The following is a 16,275-nucleotide window of genomic DNA, read 5'->3' as shown; positions in this document are numbered from 1 at the left end:
GAGCCGACATGAGCCTCACCCCGCATCCCGACCCCGGGGCGATCCTCGCCGAGAACGAGCGGCGCGCCCTGGAGCGGGAGGGCATCCCGATGTTCCTCGCGCTGGAGGACCTGCGCGGCCCGGCGCGGCCGGCCGCCGACCGCGCCGAGGGGCCCGCCCTGGCCGACCTGACCGGCCGCTACGCCACGGCGGTGCGCCCCGAAGCGGCCGACGACGACCTCGCCGCGCTGGCGTCGGTCATCACCGTCGTGGCCCGCGTCCACTTCTTCCCCACCGAGGACTGACATGGGATTCGCCGACCACCGCACCGCCCTCGAAGAGGGCCGCTACCTGCGGGTCGTCAACTACCACAACACCCCGTCGTCGACCGCCGCCCAGCTCCGCGAGGAGCTCGCCGCCTACGCGAAGGCGTTCGCGTGCGTCACCGTGGCCGACCTCGACCGCTTCTACGCCACCGGCGAGTGGGGCCTCGACCGGCCCGGCTTCATCCCCGTCTTCTACGAGGGCTACCGCAACAACCACACGGTCGCCGCCCCCATCTGCGACGACCTCGGCCTCACGGCCTGGTTCCCGATCATCACCCGGTTCGTCGACTGCCCGCCCGCCGAGCAGCGCGCCTTCGCCGACGCCCACGACATCGACCTGGTCGAGGAGGAGCTCTCCTACGACCGCCTGGCCCTGACCTGGGACGAGGTCGCCGAGCTCGGGCAGCGCCACGTCGTGGTCCCGCACACCGGCAGCCACTCGCCGATCGGCGCCATCACCACGGCCGCCGACGTCGAGCGCGAACTGGTCGAGCCGCGCCGCCGCATCCAGGAGGTGACCGGCCAGGAGGCGGTCGCCAACGTCTACCTGTACGGCACTCCGTTCGGCACCAGCGGCTTCCAGGACCGGGCGGTGCTCGACGCGGGCTACCGCTACCAGATCAGCAACACGATGATCCAGCGCATCGCCTAGGCGGCGGACGCTATTCGGGCCAGGCCGAGTCCTCGACGACCTCGACGAAGTCGCCGCGGACGAAGCCGGGCACGAAGCGGGCCAGCACGTCGGCCTTGACGTTGCCGAACGTCGTCTCGGGCCGGTCCCTGATCCCGTCGGTGAAGGCGGCCAGGATGCGCCTCTTGAAATCGGGCCGGGGATGGGCCGCCACCACGGCCGCGCGCTGGTCGCCGGTGACGGCGTCGTAGCCGAGGCCCAGCACGTCGAGCTCCACCCCACGGGTGACCAGCGCGATCTCGGGCGCCATGTGCAGCGGGATCTCCGGGGTGGTGTGCAGGGCGATGGCCGTCCACACCAGATCGGCCTCGGGGCCGGCGATCCCGTGGGCGGCCAGGAACCGCCGCGCCTCGTCGGCGCCGTCGATCTCGAACCGCTGGTCCTTGCGGCGGAACCGGTCGGTCAGCCCGAGATCGTGGAACATCGCGCCGACGTACAGGAGCTCGGGGTCGAAGGGCAGGCCCTGGTCGCGCCCGCGCAGCGACCCCCACAGGAACACCCGCCGGGAGTGGTCGAACAGCAGCGGCGACGCCGCCTCCCTGACCAGTTCGGTCGCCGCCCGCGCGAGAGGGCTGTCGGGGATCCGGACCCCCGCGATGGTCTCGCTCATGATCTTCTCCTTTCTCGGTACGACTCCAGCCTCTCCCCGCCGCCTAGACTGGGGCCATGTCCTTTCTGACAGACGAACCACAGATTCAGACATGACGCACCGGGTCGGATTCGTGGTCTTCGACGGGGTGACCATGCTCGACGTCAGCGGCCCCGCCGAGGTCCTGCACCAGGCCGGCCAGGCCGGGCACCCCTACGAGCTGGTCCTGATCTCCGCCTCCGGCGGCCAGGTCACCACCTCGACCGGCCTGCCGCTGAGCGGCGTCGTGACGGCCGCCGAGGCCGGGCCGGTCGACACCGCGATCGTGTCCGGCGGCGACCTGCTGGCCGAGCGGCCCCTGGACGCCGGCCTGCTGGCGACCGCCCGCACGGTGGCCGCCGGGGCCGCCCGGGTCGCCTCGGTCTGCACGGGCGCGTTCGTGCTGGCCGAACTCGGCCTGCTCGACGGACGCCGGGCCGCCACCCACTGGCGGCACGCCGACGCCCTCGCCCGCCGCCATCCCCGGGTGCGCGTCGAGCCCGACGCGATCCACGTCAGGGACGGCCGGTTCATCACCTCGGCGGGCATCAGCGCGGGCATCGACCTGACCCTGGCCCTCGTGGAAGACGACCACGGGGCCGAGACGGCCCGCCGCATCGCCCGGGAGCTGGTCGTCTTCCTGCGGCGGCCCGGCGGGCAGTCGCAGTTCACGTCGGCGGCCACGCCGCCCGCCCGCAACGACGTCCTGCGGGTGCTGATCGACTCGGTGCTGGCCGACCCGGCGGGGGATCACGGCCTGCCCGCCATGGCCGCCGCGGCGGCCGTCAGCACCCGCCACCTGACCCGGCTGTTCCACACCGAACTGGGCACCACTCCCGGCCGCTGGGTCGAGCGGGTCCGGCTGGAACACGCCCAGCGGCTGCTCCTCGACGGGCACAGCGTCACCGTCGCGGCCCGCGACAGCGGCCTCGGCAGCGACGAGACCCTGCGCCGCGTCTTCGACCGCCACCTCGGCATCACGCCCACCGCCTACCGCCAGCGCTTCACCACCACGACGGGTGGTACCGTTCAGCTAAACGGATGAGTTATCCGCTTATTGAGTGGAGGGCGCATGACGAAGACGGCTCTGGTCACGGCCGGCACCGGAGGCATCGGCCTGGAGACCGCCCTGGGCCTGGCCGCCGCCGGGTTCGCGGTCACCGTGGTCGGGCGCGACCCCGGCCGGGGCGCCCGCGCGGTCGGCCAGATCGACGCCACCCGGCCGGCCCACCCGGCGCGGTTCCGGCAGGCCGACCTCGGCTCCCTCGACCAGGTCCGCGCGCTGGCCCGCGACGTCGCCGCGTCGGGGGAGCCGCTGACGGTGCTGGTCAACAACGTCGGGGCCATGTACGCCGACCGCGCCGACCTCGACGGCGTCGAGGCGTCGTTCGTGGTCAACCACCTGTCGCCCTACCTGCTGACCGAGCTGCTGCTGCCGGTCCTCACCGCCGGGGCGCCGAGCCGGATCGTGAACGTCACCTCGGGCGCGGTCCGCTCCGCCAAACGGCGTTTCGACGCCGTCGAACCGCCGGGCGGCTACTACGGCTTCCACTGGTACGGCCGCGCCAAGCTCGCCAACCTGGCCTACACCCTCGACCTGGCCAGACGGCTCGACGGCACCGGCGTCTCGGTCTTCGCCGCCGACCCGGGAGGCGCCGCGACCGACATGACCGACGGCACCATGACCGACCCGAAGATCGTCTCGCCGCCCCTGCGGCTGCTCTGGCCGCTGGTCCGCCGCGTCTTCGCCCGCAGCACCTCGGGCCCGGCGTCCAGTGCGGCCCGCCCTTCGATCACCGCCGCCACCGACCCCGCGCTGACCGGCCGGACCGGCCTCGTCATCGGCCCCGACGCCCGCCCGGTCACCCCGATCCGCGCCGCGACCGACCCCCGCGTCGCCCAGGCCGTCGACCTGCTCAGCCGGACCCACGCGCCCGTATGACGGCCGCACCCCTGCGCAAGGACGCCGCCCGCAACTGGGAACGGATCGTCGCCACCGCCCGCGCCCTGGTCGACCAGGGCGTCACGCTGCAGCTGAACGACGTCGCCCACCGGGCCGGCGTCGGGGTCGCCACCGTCTACCGCCACTTCGCCACCCCCGAGGCGCTGCTGGAGACCGTCGCCGCACCCTGCCTCGAAGACCTGGCCGCCTGTGGCGAGCAGGCCCTCGCCGAACCCGACCCGTGGCGGGCGCTGGAGGGTTTCCTGCTGCGCGTCGTCGAGGCGCAGGTCACCGACGCCGCCCTGCCCCCGGTCGCCTCGACGGCCACCGACACCCTGCCGCGCACCACGGAACTCAAGCGCTCGCTCACGACGGTCGGCACCGCCCTGCTCGCCCGCGCCCACGCCGCCGGGGTCGTACGCGCCGACCTCGCGGCCGTCGACGTGGTGCCGCTGATGTGCGGGATCGCCCACGCGGTGGCGGTCCGGGGCGGCGCCCCGGCCGACCGCATCGACACCGCCCGCCGCTACCTCGCCATCCTGCTCGACGGTGTTCAGACCTGAAGATGGCGCAGGACCGCCAGGACCCGGCGGTGGTCGTGGTCCGACGGCGGCAGGCCGAGCTTGGCGAAGATCTGGCTGACGTGCTTCTCCACCGAGCCGTACGACAGGAACAGCGCGCCCGCGATGGCGGTGTTCGACCGGCCCTCCGCCATCAGGGCCGGCACGTCGCGTTCCCGCGCGGTGAGGGCGGCCGGCGTCTCCATGCGGTGGGCGGCGCCCATGATCTGGGTGCGGCGCGCTCCTAGAGTGGGCCGCATGGATCTCTTCGCGGGCGTTCCCGTCACCGACTACCAGCGGGCCCTGGAGTGGTACGAACGTCTCCTGGGCACCCCGCCGGCGTTCTTCCCCAACGACGTCGAGGCCGTCTGGGAGCTCGCCGAGCACCGCTACCTCTACGTCGAGCTCCTCCCCGACCGCGCGGGCCACGCCCTGCAGACCCTCTTCGTCGACGACTTCGACGCCCGCGTCGCGGCGATCTCCGCGCGCGGCGTCGAGCCTGTCAAACAGGAGACCTACGACAACGGCGTCCGCAAGGCGACCTACCACGACCCCGACGGCAACGAGATCGGAATCGGCGGGGCCTGACGTCGATCCCCGGCCCGCCCGTTCGACATGAGGGTGCGGACTCACGGGATGAGGAGAGAACGATGCCGAGATACATGCTGATCATGCGGGGCACCGACGAGTCGAACGCGGCCATGATGGCCTCGATCGACGAGGCGATGGCCGCGACCGGCCGGTTCATCGAGGACATGATGAAGGCCGGGGTGCTCCTGGCGGCCGAGGGCCTGGACGATCCGGCGCGCGGCGTCGTCGTCGACTTCGGCGGCGAGACCCCGGTCGTCACCGACGGCCCCTACGGCGAGACGAGGGAGCTGTTCGGCGGCTACTTCCTGCTCGACGTCGCCACGCGGCAGGAGGCGGTCGAGTGGGCGACGCGCATGCCGGCGGTCCGCGGCTCGAAGATCGAGGTCCGCCGGGTGGCGGAAGAGGACGAGGTCCCGCAGGGCGGCCAGGCCTGATGGGCGCGGCCGACGTCGAGGCGGTCTGGCGGAGCGCGTCTCCCCGGATCGTCGCCGCGCTGACCCGCTTCACCGGCGACTTCGGCCTGGCCGAGGACGCCGCCCAGGAGGCGGTCGCCGAGGCGCTGACGTCGTGGCCGCGCGCGTCTCCGGCCAACCCGGCCGGCTGGCTGATGGCGACGGCCCGGCGGCGCGCGATCGACACGATCCGCCGCCGGGCCGCCCTCCACGACCGCTACGCCCTGCTGGCGGCCGATGATCCGGCCGAGCCGGAACACGACCCCGACGCCATCGACGACGACGTCCTTTCGCTGATGTTCGTCAGCTGCCATCCGGTGCTCTCCCGCGAGGCCCGGGTGGCCCTGACGCTGCGCGTGGTCGGCGGCCTGTCGAGCGAGGAGATCGCCCGCGCGTTCCTGGTGCCGGTGCCGACGGTGCAGGCCCGCATCACCCGCGCGAAGAAGACGATCGCGGCGGCCGGGGTGCCGTTCGAATTGCCGCCGCCGGACGAACGGCGGGAACGGCTGGGCGGCGTGCTCGGCGTCCTCTACGTGATCTTCACCGAGGGGTCGACGGCGACGTCCGGGGATCGGCTGCTCCGCCCCGACCTCGCGTTTGAGGCGATCCGGCTGATCCGCGTTTTGGCGGGGTTGCAGCCCGGCGAGCCGGAGGTGCACGGACTGCTGGCGCTGTGCGAACTGACGGCGGCGCGTTTCCCGGCCCGCACCGCACCAGACGGCAGCCCCATCCTCCTCGCCGACCAGGACCGCCGCCTGTGGGACCCGGCGGCGATCCACCGAGGGCTGGCCGCCCTGACCCGGGCTTCCGGGCACGGTCTCGGCCCCTACGCGGTGCAAGCCGCCATCGCCGCCGTGCACGCGTCGGCCCCCTCAGCGGAGGCGACCGACTGGGACCGGATCGTGCTGCTCTACGAGGCCCTCGGCCGCGTCGCGCCCTCGCCCCTGGTCGACCTCAACCGGGCCGTCGCGGTGGCCATGACCGCCGGTCCGGCCGAGGCCCTGCGCATCGTGGACGCCCTGCTCGCCGCCGACCGGCTCCCCGGTTCGCACCTGGTGCCGACCGTGCGCGGCGAACTGCTGACCCGCTTGGGCCGCTTCCCGGAAGCCCGCGCCGAACTCGAATCGGCCGCCCGGCTGTGCGCCAACCAGCGCGAACGCGACGTGCTGCGCGCCAAGGCGGCGGCCCTCAGGGTTTGACGGCCACGCCGCCGTAGGCCCAGGCGTGGCCGCCGCCGGGGATGGGGGAGTGGTACTCGTTCTCGTCGGGGCGCCAGGTGACGACCTCGGAGACGCCCGGAGGCACCAGCGTCCAGCCGTCGAAGAAGCCGGTCACCTGGGCGAGGGTACGGGGGACCATCGAGGCGGGGCCCTTGTCGTAGGGCTTGGTGAACTCGTCCTCCTCCACCTGCGGCGCGAAGTCGAGGGTGATGTGCGAGAGCAGCAGGTGGCTGCCCGACGGCACGGCCGCCTTGTAGCGCTCGACGCACTCGAGCGGCTTGTCGGCGTCGGTGACGAAGTGCAGCACGCCGGCCATGATGAGGCCGACCGGCCGGGAGAAGTCGAGCACCTCCTTCACCTGGGGGTGCGACAGGATGTGGTCGGGGTCGCGCAGGTCGGCTTCGATGACCGTGGTCATGCCCTCTTCGCTGCTGGTCAGCAGGGCCCGGCCGTGGACCAGGACGATCGGGTCGTTGTCGACGTACACCACCCTGGCGGCGGGGTTGGCCGCCTGGGCGATCTCATGGGTGTTGCCCTGGGTGGGGATGCCGGTGCCGATGTCGAGGAACTGGGTGATGCCGGCGTCCACGGCGAGATGACGCACGGCCCGGCTGAGGAAGGCGCGGTGGGCGCGCACGCCCTCGCGGGTGCCCGGCGACAGTTTCATGAGCTGCTCGCCCGCCTCGCGGTCGGAGGCGAAGTGGTCCTTGCCGCCGAGGAGATAGTCGTAGATGCGGGCGGGGTGAGGGATCGACGGGTCGATCCGGGTGATCGGCGGAGCGTCACCTGCGGATTCGGCTCGGGGACCGTTGGGGAAACCGGCCATTTCTTTCTCCCTCAGTCGTTTCGTGTTAACGCTCACAAACGGTACCCGGTTCAGTGAGGCTTCGATCCGATCGTCGATCAATTTATGGTTGCGATCACCGGGAAGAAACGGTCGACGGACTTTCCATAGGACATACGTCCTGCATTTTTCGCTTATCCGACGATCGGCCCGATTGTCGGCTTCCCGTCTTCGACGTGCTGTTATCGTTAACACTCTGATTTCGTGGTAACGGTAAGCAGCGGTCGGCGCGAATGTCAACGACACGTCCGGGCCGTCGGCGACGCCATGACTGACCGTTCTGAACCTTTCATGGCTTTTCGCCGCATCTTCGGCCTGCCGCCGGGCACCATGAGGAGCCATGACGCATCCCCTCCAGGCGGCGATGTGGGAGGCCGTTCCCCGGCTGCTCGCCGAGTCCCGCTACCTCGTCCTCGCCACCGCCGACGGTCAGGGCCGCCCCTGGGCGACCCCCGTCTTCTTCGCCGCCTTCGACGAGAACCGGCTGTTCTGGGTGTCGTCCCCCGACAGCAGGCACTCCCGCAACCTCGCCGAACGCTCCGAGGTCGCCGTCACCGTCTTCGACTCCCACGCGCCCGTCGGACGCGCCGAGGCGCTCTACCTGGAGGCGACCGCCAGCCCCGCCGACGATCCGGCCGCCGCCGTGGCGGCGCTCAACGCCCGTCTGCCGAAGGGAAAGGAACTCGCGGGCGGCGACCTCGCGCCGTCGGGCGCTCTGGTGGCCTACCGCGCCGACGTGCGGGCGCACTTCGTCCTGATCCGGGGCGGCGACGCGCGGTTCGACAACGTCACCGACACGCGGCTCCGCGTCACCCGCGCCGGGTAGGGTCCGCCCCGCCCAAGTAAAATGATCTTCCGGTACGGCGGGGCTGCTCGGATTTCCCCAGGTCAGGGGCCGCAATGAGGGCATGACGATCATCAAGGGCGCCCGCCGTGTCTCCGTGTGGGCCGCCGCGACGGCCCTGTCCATCACCGCCGGCGTCGGGCTGACCGCCACGCCCGCCGCCGCCGACATCTCTCCCCTGGGCGCCAACATCTGGAGCTGCAAGCCCTCGCCGTCGCGGCCGCGTCCGGTGGTGCTGGTGCACGGCACGTTCGAGAACATGGCGGGCAACTGGGCGACGCTCTCGCCGAAGCTGAAGCTGGCCGGCCACTGCGTCTTCGCGCTCAACTACGGGCCGGGGCCGATCCATGGGCTCGGCGACATCCCGCAGGCGGCTCAGCAGTTGTCCGACTTCGTCGACCAGGTGCTGACCGCGACCGGGGCGGCGAAGGTGGACATCGTCGGGCACTCGCAGGGCGGCATGATGCCGCGCTACTACCTGAAGTTCCTGAACGGCGCGGCCAAGGTGAACCGGCTGATCGGGATCACGCCGTCGAACCACGGCACCGACTCCAACGGGCTGGTCACCTTCGCCCGGCTGCTCGGGCTCAGCCCGGCCATCGCGGTGGTCTGCCGGGCCTGCCAGCAGCAGATGGTCGGCTCCGACTTCATGCGGGCGCTGAACGACGGCGGCGACACCGTGCCGGGCGTGAACTACACGGTGATCGCGACGCGGTACGACAACGTCGTCACGCCGTACACGTCGAGTTTCCTCACCGGCGACGCGGTCAGGAACATCCTGCTCCAGGACCGTGCCCCGCTCGACTTCAGCGGGCACGCGGCCGTCAACTACGACCCGGTGGTGCACCAGATCGTGCTCGGTGAACTCGACCTGGTGAACGTTTCAGCACAAGCGTGATCTTGTACGACCGCGCGGCGCGCCCGTAAGAGCAGAAGAGGGGCCCCGCCGAGGCGGACGGCCCCGAATCGGCCCCCAAGGGTGCGCCTTGACGCGACTCGGCCGCCTCGTATTAGCTCCGCGCACTGCCGTCCCTCCGGTGCGGTCGAGCATTTGTTAACGCTATCAGAGAGCAATGAGGAGCACCCCCATGCGCCTGCCCTGGCGAACGCGGACCGCTGCCGCACCGACGGCGTCGTCCCGATCGGCCGTGCGCCGCCGCCTCGCGATCATCTCCCTCCCGATCCTGCTGAGCACGGCCGGACTGGTGGCCACGCAGCCCGCCCAGGCCGCCGTCGCCTGCCGGGTCGACTACGTCGTCACCTCGTCGTGGCCCGGCGGCTTCGGCGCCAACGTCACCATAAACAACCTGGGCGACGCGGTCAGCGGCTGGCAGCTGACCTGGACCTTCGGCTCCGGCCAGCAGATCAGCCAGATGTGGAACGCCACGCCCTCGCAGTCGGGTTCGACGGTGACCGCCACCAACATGAGCTACAACGCGGCGATCCCGTCGGGCGGCAGCACCGCCTTCGGCTTCAACGGCTCGTTCAGCAGCGGCAACGACTCGCCGACCGCGTTCTCCCTGAACGGCGTCGCCTGCACGGGCAACCCCGGCACCCCGACGCCGACCCCCACGCCGAGCCCGACCCCCACGCCCAGCCCCACGCCGACGCCGTCCCCGAGCCCGACCCCCTCACCCTCGCCGACGTGCAACCTGCCGTCGAGCTACCGGTGGACCTCGACCGGCGCGCTGGCGCAGCCGCGTTCGGGCTGGGTGTCGCTGAAGGACTTCACCGTCGCGCCCTACAACGGGCAGCAGCTCGTGTACGCCACCACGCACGACTTCGGCACCAGCTGGGGCTCGATGAACTTCGGCCTGTTCACCAACTACTCGCAGATGGGCTCGGCCAGCCAGAACCAGATGAACTCGGGCACCGTCGCCCCGTCGTTGTTCTACTTCCAGCCGCGCAACATCTGGGTGCTGGCCTACCAGTGGGGCGGCCCGGCGTTCTCCTACCGGACCTCCACCAACCCGACCAACGCCAACGGCTGGTCGTCGCCGCAGACGCTGTTCTCGGGCAGCATCTCCAACTCGGGCACCGGCCCGATCGACCAGGCGCTGATCGGCGACAGCCAGAACATGTACCTGTTCTTCGCCGGTGACAACGGCCGGATCTACCGGGCCAGCATGCCGATCGGCAACTTCCCGGGCAGCTTCGGCTCCAACTACACGACGATCATGACCGACAGCACGAACAACCTGTTCGAGGCGGTCCAGGTCTACAAGCTGGCCGGCCAGCAGCGCTACCTGATGATCGTCGAGGCGATCGGCTCCCAGGGCCGCTACTTCCGGTCGTTCACCGCCACCAGCCTGGGCGGCTCGTGGACCCCGAACGCCACCTCCGAGTCGAACCCGTTCGCGGGCAAGGCCAACAGCGGCGCCACCTGGACCAACGACATCAGCCACGGTGAGCTCCTGCGCACCAACGCCGACCAGACCATGACGGTCGACCCCTGCAACCTGCAGCTCCTCTACCAGGGCCGCAGCCCCAGCTCCAACGGCGTCGACTACGGCCTGCTTCCCTACCGGCCGGGCCTGCTGACCCTCCAGCGCTGACGGCACGACCCGCCCGTACCGGCGGGGGTTCGGCTGGGACGGACCTCCGCCGGTACGACGGCTGTCTCTTCCCAGCCGATCCTGGAATCCTGGGCACCGTGACGTTCCGCGATCCGATCCGGGCGGCGCGCCAGGAGCAGCGGCCCGGGGTGGGCAAGACCCGGCTGCTCGCCTGCGGCACCCGGTTCCGCCTGTTCGAGCAGGTGGTCGCGCTCGTCGTCGACGACCTCCAGTGGGCCGACGTCGCCTCGCTTGAACTGTTCCGCCATCTCACCGCGTGGCTGCCGCGCGGCGTGGTGGTCGTCGGCGCGCTGCGCGACCGCGCCCCGACGCCCGGCTCCGAGCCGGCCAGGACGCCGGCGTCGGCGAGCCGCTCGCAGGACCACCGCCCGGCTGCGCCCCTTCGACCTTGACGATTTGGCCGAGCTGATCCGCGAGGAGCCCGGCCCCGAGGTCGTCGCGGCTGTGCAGGCCCGCACCCCCGGGAACGTGTTTTTCGTCCGGGAGCTCGTCTGGGCCACGGCGGGCTCGGCGACGGGGTGTCGTCGTCGGTGCGCGACGTCGTCCACGACCGGATCGCCGGGTTGCCCGGCGACGCCCTCGACCGGGCCGACGTGGTGCTCGACACTTACGGGGGGCGCGACGGCGAGGGCTGCTGCGGGACTCCCGCCGACGTCCGGGCCGCCGCGAAACACGCCCGGACGCCGGTCGTCTCCCGTGGGGCGGACCTGTTCGCCCACTGCGCCGATCTCGACGAGTAAACGATCATGTGATTTCATGCCATGACCTCCCAGAAAGGGCCCGATGTCCGTCTCCGCTTCCCTGACCGTCCAGGTGCTCGGTCCCCTGCGGGTGTGGCGGGACGGCGTCGAGGTCGACACCGGGCCGCGCCAGCAGAGCTACCTGCTCGCCCTGCTGGCGATGGGCGCGGGCCGGCCGGTCAGCTCCGCCGAGCTGCTCGACCTGGTCTGGGACGACAACCTGCCGACGTCGGCGATGAACATCGTCCAGAAATACGTGGGCACGTTGCGGCGGCTGCTCGAACCCGACCTGCCCGCTCGGGCGGCCGGCGCCTACCTCCACCGCCGCAGCGGCGGCTACCAGTTCGACGTCAGCGACGTCGCCCTCGACCTGGCCGAGTTCCGCCGCCTCCTCGGCCGGGCCCGCGCCGCCACGGCCGCGCACCGCTTCGACGACGCGGCCGACGCCTACGAGGAGGCGCTGTCGCGATGGCGCGGGTCGGCGGGCGACGGGCTGCCCGTCACGCCCGCCGCCTGGCCCCTGTTCACCTCGGTCAACCGCGAACTGCTCGACGCCTGCGTCGAGGCCGCCCACGCCACCGTGCCGCGCGGTCAGGGCGCCCGCATCCTGCAGCCGCTGCGGCTGGCCGCCTGGGTCGCGCCCCTCGACGAGACGGTCCAGGCGACGCTCATGACCACGCTGGCGGCGTCGGGACAGCAGGCCGAAGCCCTGTCGGTGTTCGAGACGGTGCGGGCCCGGCTGGCCGGCGAACTGGGCGTCGACCCCGGACCGGCCCTCCGCGAGGCGCACCGGCAGGTGCTCGGAGAGCCCGAGACCGCCGCCGCCCCGCCCCCGGAGGCGGGGCCGAGAGCCGCGACCGGCGGCGGGGCCGATCGCATCGTGGGCCGGCAGGAGGAACTGGGCCTGCTCCGCCAGGCCGTCGACGCGGCCGCCGCCGGCCGGGCCGGGATCGTCCTCGTCGAGGGCCCGCCCGGAGTGGGCAAGAGCCGGCTGCTCGCCGAGGCCACCGCCGAGGCCGCCGCGAACGGCGCCCTCACCTTCTGGGGCCGCTGCCACGACGGCGAGGGCGCCCCGGCGATGTGGCCCTGGGTCCAGATCGCCGAGGCCCTGATCGCCGCGCTGCCGGAGGACGAGCGGGCCCGCTGGACCGGCGCGCTCGCCGACCTGCTGCACCCCGCCCGCGAGGCCGGGGCCGTGTCCCGGCCGGACGCCGGGGCGCAGTTCCGCCTGTTCGGCACCGTCGTGGCCCTGTTCGGCGCGGCCGCCGCGCGTCGCCCGCTGGTCGTGGTCGTCGACGACCTCCACTGGGCCGACCAGGCCACGCTTCAGCTGTTCGCGCGCCTCGCCGAATCGCTGCCCGACCGCAGCGTGCTGGCGGGCACCCTGCGCGACCACGCGCCGACGCCCGGCCCCCACGTGCGGCGCATGCTGGCCTCGGTCGCCCGCCAGGACCGGCACCGGCGCATCGTGCTCGGTCCTCTCGGCCCGGCGGAGGTCGCCGAGCTGGTCCGCCTGGAGACCGGACGGTCGCCGAGTCCCGGCGTCGCCCGCGACATCCAGGCCCGCACCGAGGGCAACCCGCTGTTCGTCCGCGAGCTGGCCCGGTTCCTGGCCGAGGCGAACCACCTGTCCGACCGGGCGGCGGCCCAGGACGCCGTGCCGTCGACGGTGCGCGACCTCGTCCGCGACCGGACCAGCCGGCTCGACGAGGAAGACCGCCGCCTCATCGAGATCGCCGCCCTGATGGGCCGCGACGTCGACGCCCGGCTGCTGGCGGGCGCGTCCGGCCTCGACGTGCCGGCCTGCCTGACCCGCCTGGAGGCCCTCGAAGCGCTCGGCCTGGTCGAGACGGCCTCCGGCGTGCTGGTCGAGTGGCGGTTCGTGCACGACCTGGTGCGCGAGGCGGTGGCCCGCTCGGTGTCCCGCGTCCAGGCGAGCCGCCTCCACCTGCGCATCGCCGACGCGCTCGCGCAGGCCGGGGAGCCGGCCGAACGGCACGCCGAGGCGCTCGCCCACCACCTCCGGCTCGCGGGCCCGCTCGCCGAGCCCGACCGGAAGGTGCGGGCGATCCTCTTCGCGGCCCGCATCGCGGCCCGGCGCTCGGCCTACGCCACGGCCGAGAAGCATCTGGACGCCGCGGTGCGGATCGCCCGCGACGCGGGGTCGCCGGTCCTGGAGCTGGCCGCGCTCACCGAACTGACCGCCGTCGCGGGCGTGCACGCCGGTTTCGTCGGCGCGGCCATGGAACATCTCGACCGCGCCGAGGAGGTCGCGCGCTCGCTCGGCCGGGAACGCGAGGCCACCGGCTTCCTGTTCTCCCGGTTCCTGGCCCACGCCCAGGGCCTCCGCCTCGACGCCGCCGCACGCCTGGCGCGCCGGCTGCTCGACTACGGCCGCCGCTCGGCCGACCCGGTCGTCCAGGCCGGCGGTCACCACGCCTGGGGCGTCCACCAATGGAGTTCGGGCGACATCGGCGCGGCCTGCGAGAACCTGAGCAGGTCCGACTCGCTCATCCGCGCCGAGCGCGACGCCGAGCCGCTGCGGCACCGGCTGCAGCTGACGACCCCGGTCATGCTGGCGCTGAACACCGCCCTGCACGGCGACCTGACCGCCGCCCGCCACCTGTTCGACGTGGTGGAACTCGACGCCGGCGACGACCCCTACGCCCTCAGCGTCTGGGGCTCCTTCGCCGTCACCGCGGCGGCCGTCGCGGGCGACCCCGCCTGGGCGCTCCGGGCGGCCGACCGGTCGATCGACGCCGACCCGGACTTCTCCTTCACCTTCTCCGGCAGCTACCCCCGGCTCGCCCGGCACTGGGCGACGGCGATGTCCGGCGGCGACCCGGTCGCGGCCGCGGCGGAGATGGAGCACGTCATCGAGACCACCCTGATCGACCCGCCCCGGTCCAATCTGGCCACCTGGTACGCGCTGCTCGCCGAGATCCGGCTGCACGCGGGCGACGTACCGGGAGCGACGACCGCGCTCGACCGGGCCGAGACGTTCATCGACACCTACGGCGAACGCTACGCGGAGGGGCTGGTCCTCCTCATCCGGGCCAAGGCGCTGCACGCCGGGGGCGACCTCCCGGCCGCCGTCCGCACCGCCGATCGGGCGCGCACCCTGTCGCGGGAGCGCGGCGCCCACCTCTTCGCGGCCCGCGCCGAGTGCCTGCTGGCCGAGGTGGGTGGGGTGCAGGGCCGCCGTCCGCCCGGCCCGATCCCGGGCGGACGGCGTCTCCCCTGAGGGAGGTCAGGCGCGGGAGCAGGTGCTCCCGTTGAGGGTGAAGCTCGATGGCGCCGACGTGTTGCCGGTGTGGGTGGCCTGGAAGCCGATGTCCACCGAGCCGCCGGCCGGGATCGAGCCGTTGTAGCTCATGTTCCTGGCCGTGACCTGGCCGCTCGACGGCGAGTAGGTCGCGTTCCAGCCGCCCGTCACGGTCTGCCCCGACGGCAGGGTGAAGACGAGCGACCAGCCGCTGAGCGCGCTGGAGCCGGTGTTGGCGATGGTGATCGCCGCGGTGTAGCCGTTGTTCCACGCGTTGACCGTGTACGTCACCCGGCAGGGCCCGCCCGGACTCGGCGTCGGGGTGGGGGTCGGCGACGGGGTCGGCGTGGGCGTCGGGCTCGGGGTGGGCGTCGGCGAGGGGCTGGGGTTCGGGGTCGCCGCGTTCAGCGCGTTGAGCACCGAGGTGTACGCGGCCTTCTTGTTGCCCGAGGAGTCGAAGAGCAGCGCGTTGTCACTGCCGCGCCAGGAGTCGCTGTCGCGGATGCCCCAGACCGTGATGCCGTTGCACCGCGCCACGTTCAGGCAGGCGCGGGTCACGGAGGCGAAGATGTTGGCCTGGTTGGAGCCCTGCAGGACGTCGAGCTCGGTGATCTCCACGTCGACACCCAGGTCGGCGAAGCGCTGCAGGTTGGCCTGGTAGTCGCTGGACAGGGAGCCGCCCAGGTGCGACTGGAAGCCGACGCAGTCGATCGGCACGCCGCGCGACTTGAAGTCGCGCACCATGTTGTAGATGCCGGTGCTCTTGGCGTTGATCCCGTCGGTGTTGTAGTCGTTGTAGCAGAGCTTGGCGTTCGGGTCGGCGCTGCGCGCGGCCCTGAACGCGGCCTCGATCCAGTCGTTGCCGGTGCGCTGCAGGCTGGAGTCACGCCGTCCGCCGCCACCGCCGTCGGCGAAGGCCTCGTTGACGACGTCCCACGAGTGGATCTTGCCCCGGTAGTAGGTCGCGACCCGGGTGACGTGGTTGATCATCGCGCTGCGCAGGTCGGAACCCGACAGGCCCTGCGCCCAGCCGGGCATCTGCTGGTGCCAGAGCAGGGCGTGGCCGCGGATCTTCATGCCGCGCGCGATGGCGTGGTTGGCGATGCGGTCGCCGTTGCTGAAGTTGAAGCTGTTCCGCGAGGGTTCGGTGGCGTCCCACTTCATCTCGTTCTCGGCGGTGACCTGGTTGAACTCCCGGTTGAGGATGTTCACGTAGGTCGAGTTGCTCAGCCGGCCGGCCGCGATGGCGGCGCCGAAGTACCGGCCCGACTGGGCGGCGGCGGCCCCCAGGGTGTCGGCCGCGGCCGAGGCCGAGGGTGGGGTGACCGCCAGGACGCCGGCCCCGAGGGCCGCGGCGACGGTGACGACCAGGGTTCGTCTGACCGAGGGGGCGATGGTCAGGATCGCAGGTGGGAGCATGCCGCTTCCTTGAAAGGGGGGTTCGAAGGCGTGGTCGCGGAGCCGTGTTATCGCAAACATTTCTCCGCGCCGCCCTGACGAGCGGAGTAAATCCGAGGGTCCGGCGGAGGTCAACGAGCCGCCTTCCCGCCGGGGGTCCGCCTGTTGCCGCGCCCGCACGGCGGGCCTGCGCATTCGGCCCGGCCCATGATCGCTTCG

At 72.5% G+C, this 16,275-nt stretch carries 18 protein-coding genes; 14 read left to right on the top strand and 4 right to left on the bottom strand.

Features of this window, described 5'->3' with window-relative positions:
* Positions 1 to 8: 8 nt before the first annotated feature.
* Positions 9 to 284 carry a hypothetical protein gene (locus AW274_RS25985; RefSeq protein ID WP_062437159.1) on the top strand — a complete coding sequence of 92 codons (276 nt, stop codon included), beginning with the start codon at positions 9 to 11 and terminating at the stop codon, positions 282 to 284.
* 1 nt (position 285) lies between these two features.
* Complete coding sequence (locus tag AW274_RS25980; RefSeq protein ID WP_062437158.1) at positions 286 to 957, top strand: polysaccharide deacetylase family protein; 672 nt, start codon at positions 286 to 288, stop codon at positions 955 to 957.
* A gap of 10 nt (positions 958 to 967) precedes the next feature.
* On the opposite strand, the gene AW274_RS25975 is transcribed toward AW274_RS25980, so the two are convergent.
* A complete protein-coding gene (locus tag AW274_RS25975; protein ID WP_062437157.1) occupies positions 968 to 1,606 on the bottom strand; it encodes an HD domain-containing protein in 639 nt (212 codons plus the stop codon).
* 91 nt (positions 1,607 to 1,697) lie between these two features.
* On the opposite strand from AW274_RS25975, the gene AW274_RS25970 reads away from it, so the two are divergent.
* From AW274_RS25970 to AW274_RS25960, 3 genes are read left to right on the top strand one after another with little or no spacing between them, the layout of a single operon-like run.
* Positions 1,698 to 2,669 carry a GlxA family transcriptional regulator gene (locus AW274_RS25970; RefSeq protein WP_062437156.1) on the top strand — a complete coding sequence of 324 codons (972 nt, stop codon included), beginning with the start codon at positions 1,698 to 1,700 and terminating at the stop codon, positions 2,667 to 2,669.
* Between the two features lie 27 nt (positions 2,670 to 2,696).
* A complete protein-coding gene (locus AW274_RS25965) occupies positions 2,697 to 3,566 on the top strand; it encodes an SDR family NAD(P)-dependent oxidoreductase (protein WP_062437155.1) in 870 nt (289 codons plus the stop codon).
* Complete coding sequence (locus AW274_RS25960; protein ID WP_062437153.1) at positions 3,563 to 4,129, top strand: TetR/AcrR family transcriptional regulator; 567 nt, start codon at positions 3,563 to 3,565, stop codon at positions 4,127 to 4,129. The genes AW274_RS25965 and AW274_RS25960 overlap by 4 nt, the downstream gene beginning before the upstream one ends.
* Here the strand turns inward: AW274_RS25960 and AW274_RS25955 are convergent.
* A complete protein-coding gene (locus AW274_RS25955) occupies positions 4,120 to 4,386 on the bottom strand; it encodes a response regulator transcription factor (protein WP_083974805.1) in 267 nt (88 codons plus the stop codon). The genes AW274_RS25960 and AW274_RS25955 overlap by 10 nt on opposite strands.
* On the opposite strand from AW274_RS25955, the gene AW274_RS25950 reads away from it, so the two are divergent.
* The 3 genes from AW274_RS25950 (at position 4,385) to AW274_RS25940 (ending at position 6,368) form a co-directional block, all read left to right on the top strand.
* Positions 4,385 to 4,714, top strand: coding sequence for a VOC family protein (locus AW274_RS25950; protein WP_062437152.1), 330 nt, complete (start codon positions 4,385 to 4,387; stop codon positions 4,712 to 4,714). The genes AW274_RS25955 and AW274_RS25950 overlap by 2 nt on opposite strands.
* 62 nt (positions 4,715 to 4,776) lie before the next feature.
* Complete coding sequence (locus AW274_RS25945) at positions 4,777 to 5,151, top strand: YciI family protein (RefSeq protein ID WP_062437149.1); 375 nt, start codon at positions 4,777 to 4,779, stop codon at positions 5,149 to 5,151.
* A complete protein-coding gene (locus tag AW274_RS25940; RefSeq protein WP_083974803.1) occupies positions 5,151 to 6,368 on the top strand; it encodes an RNA polymerase sigma factor in 1,218 nt (405 codons plus the stop codon). Before AW274_RS25945 ends, AW274_RS25940 begins: the two co-directional genes overlap by 1 nt.
* Here the strand turns inward: AW274_RS25940 and AW274_RS25935 are convergent.
* Positions 6,358 to 7,215 (bottom strand): SAM-dependent methyltransferase, encoded by an 858-nt coding sequence (locus AW274_RS25935; RefSeq protein ID WP_062437147.1) that lies wholly within the window; start codon positions 7,213 to 7,215, stop codon positions 6,358 to 6,360. The two genes, AW274_RS25940 and AW274_RS25935, sit on opposite strands and share 11 nt — an antisense overlap.
* Before the next feature lie 358 nt (positions 7,216 to 7,573).
* On the opposite strand from AW274_RS25935, the gene AW274_RS25930 reads away from it, so the two are divergent.
* The 6 genes from AW274_RS25930 (at position 7,574) to AW274_RS25905 (ending at position 14,637) form a co-directional block, all read left to right on the top strand.
* A complete protein-coding gene (locus AW274_RS25930; RefSeq protein ID WP_062437145.1) occupies positions 7,574 to 8,059 on the top strand; it encodes a pyridoxamine 5'-phosphate oxidase family protein in 486 nt (161 codons plus the stop codon).
* Between the two features lie 82 nt (positions 8,060 to 8,141).
* Complete coding sequence (locus tag AW274_RS25925; RefSeq protein ID WP_062437143.1) at positions 8,142 to 8,975, top strand: esterase/lipase family protein; 834 nt, start codon at positions 8,142 to 8,144, stop codon at positions 8,973 to 8,975.
* 190 nt (positions 8,976 to 9,165) lie between these two features.
* Positions 9,166 to 10,632, top strand: coding sequence for a non-reducing end alpha-L-arabinofuranosidase family hydrolase (locus AW274_RS25920; protein ID WP_083974801.1), 1,467 nt, complete (start codon positions 9,166 to 9,168; stop codon positions 10,630 to 10,632).
* 98 nt (positions 10,633 to 10,730) lie between these two features.
* Entirely contained in the window at positions 10,731 to 11,045 is a 315-nt protein-coding gene (locus AW274_RS25915; RefSeq protein WP_062437140.1) for a P-loop NTPase family protein, read from the top strand.
* Between the two features lie 138 nt (positions 11,046 to 11,183).
* A complete protein-coding gene (locus tag AW274_RS25910; protein WP_157520724.1) occupies positions 11,184 to 11,393 on the top strand; it encodes a hypothetical protein in 210 nt (69 codons plus the stop codon).
* Between the two features lie 43 nt (positions 11,394 to 11,436).
* The gene (locus AW274_RS25905) at positions 11,437 to 14,637 is read left to right on the top strand and encodes a BTAD domain-containing putative transcriptional regulator (protein WP_062437136.1); all 3,201 of its coding nucleotides are present in this window, start codon (positions 11,437 to 11,439) and stop codon (positions 14,635 to 14,637) included.
* A gap of 6 nt (positions 14,638 to 14,643) precedes the next feature.
* Here the strand turns inward: AW274_RS25905 and AW274_RS25900 are convergent, their stop codons facing one another.
* Positions 14,644 to 16,077 carry a glycoside hydrolase family 10 protein gene (locus AW274_RS25900; RefSeq protein WP_062437134.1) on the bottom strand — a complete coding sequence of 478 codons (1,434 nt, stop codon included), beginning with the start codon at positions 16,075 to 16,077 and terminating at the stop codon, positions 14,644 to 14,646.
* Positions 16,078 to 16,275: the final 198 nt, after the last annotated feature.

The sequence above is a fragment of the Herbidospora daliensis genome, from assembly GCF_001570585.1.
GTDB lineage: Bacteria > Actinomycetota > Actinomycetes > Streptosporangiales > Streptosporangiaceae > Herbidospora > Herbidospora daliensis.
The sequence above is the reverse complement of the archived record's forward strand: the minus strand, read 5'-3'. Positions and strand labels throughout refer to the sequence as shown.

Coding starts and splice junctions, on each gene's coding strand:
- AW274_RS25950 (WP_062437152.1), top strand. CDS start 4,385: ATGGATCTCTTCGCGGGCGTTCCCGTCACCGACTACCAGCGGGCCCTG.
- AW274_RS25920 (WP_083974801.1), top strand. CDS start 9,166: ATGCGCCTGCCCTGGCGAACGCGGACCGCTGCCGCACCGACGGCGTCG.
- AW274_RS25905 (WP_062437136.1), top strand. CDS start 11,437: ATGTCCGTCTCCGCTTCCCTGACCGTCCAGGTGCTCGGTCCCCTGCGG.
- AW274_RS25935 (WP_062437147.1), bottom strand. CDS start 7,215: ATGGCCGGTTTCCCCAACGGTCCCCGAGCCGAATCCGCAGGTGACGCT.
- AW274_RS25925 (WP_062437143.1), top strand. CDS start 8,142: ATGACGATCATCAAGGGCGCCCGCCGTGTCTCCGTGTGGGCCGCCGCG.
- AW274_RS25955 (WP_083974805.1), bottom strand. CDS start 4,386: ATGCGGCCCACTCTAGGAGCGCGCCGCACCCAGATCATGGGCGCCGCC.
- AW274_RS25900 (WP_062437134.1), bottom strand. CDS start 16,077: ATGCTCCCACCTGCGATCCTGACCATCGCCCCCTCGGTCAGACGAACC.
- AW274_RS25940 (WP_083974803.1), top strand. CDS start 5,151: ATGGGCGCGGCCGACGTCGAGGCGGTCTGGCGGAGCGCGTCTCCCCGG.
- AW274_RS25985 (WP_062437159.1), top strand. CDS start 9: ATGAGCCTCACCCCGCATCCCGACCCCGGGGCGATCCTCGCCGAGAAC.
- AW274_RS25930 (WP_062437145.1), top strand. CDS start 7,574: ATGACGCATCCCCTCCAGGCGGCGATGTGGGAGGCCGTTCCCCGGCTG.
- AW274_RS25970 (WP_062437156.1), top strand. CDS start 1,698: ATGACGCACCGGGTCGGATTCGTGGTCTTCGACGGGGTGACCATGCTC.
- AW274_RS25980 (WP_062437158.1), top strand. CDS start 286: ATGGGATTCGCCGACCACCGCACCGCCCTCGAAGAGGGCCGCTACCTG.
- AW274_RS25965 (WP_062437155.1), top strand. CDS start 2,697: ATGACGAAGACGGCTCTGGTCACGGCCGGCACCGGAGGCATCGGCCTG.
- AW274_RS25975 (WP_062437157.1), bottom strand. CDS start 1,606: ATGAGCGAGACCATCGCGGGGGTCCGGATCCCCGACAGCCCTCTCGCG.
- AW274_RS25945 (WP_062437149.1), top strand. CDS start 4,777: ATGCCGAGATACATGCTGATCATGCGGGGCACCGACGAGTCGAACGCG.
- AW274_RS25960 (WP_062437153.1), top strand. CDS start 3,563: ATGACGGCCGCACCCCTGCGCAAGGACGCCGCCCGCAACTGGGAACGG.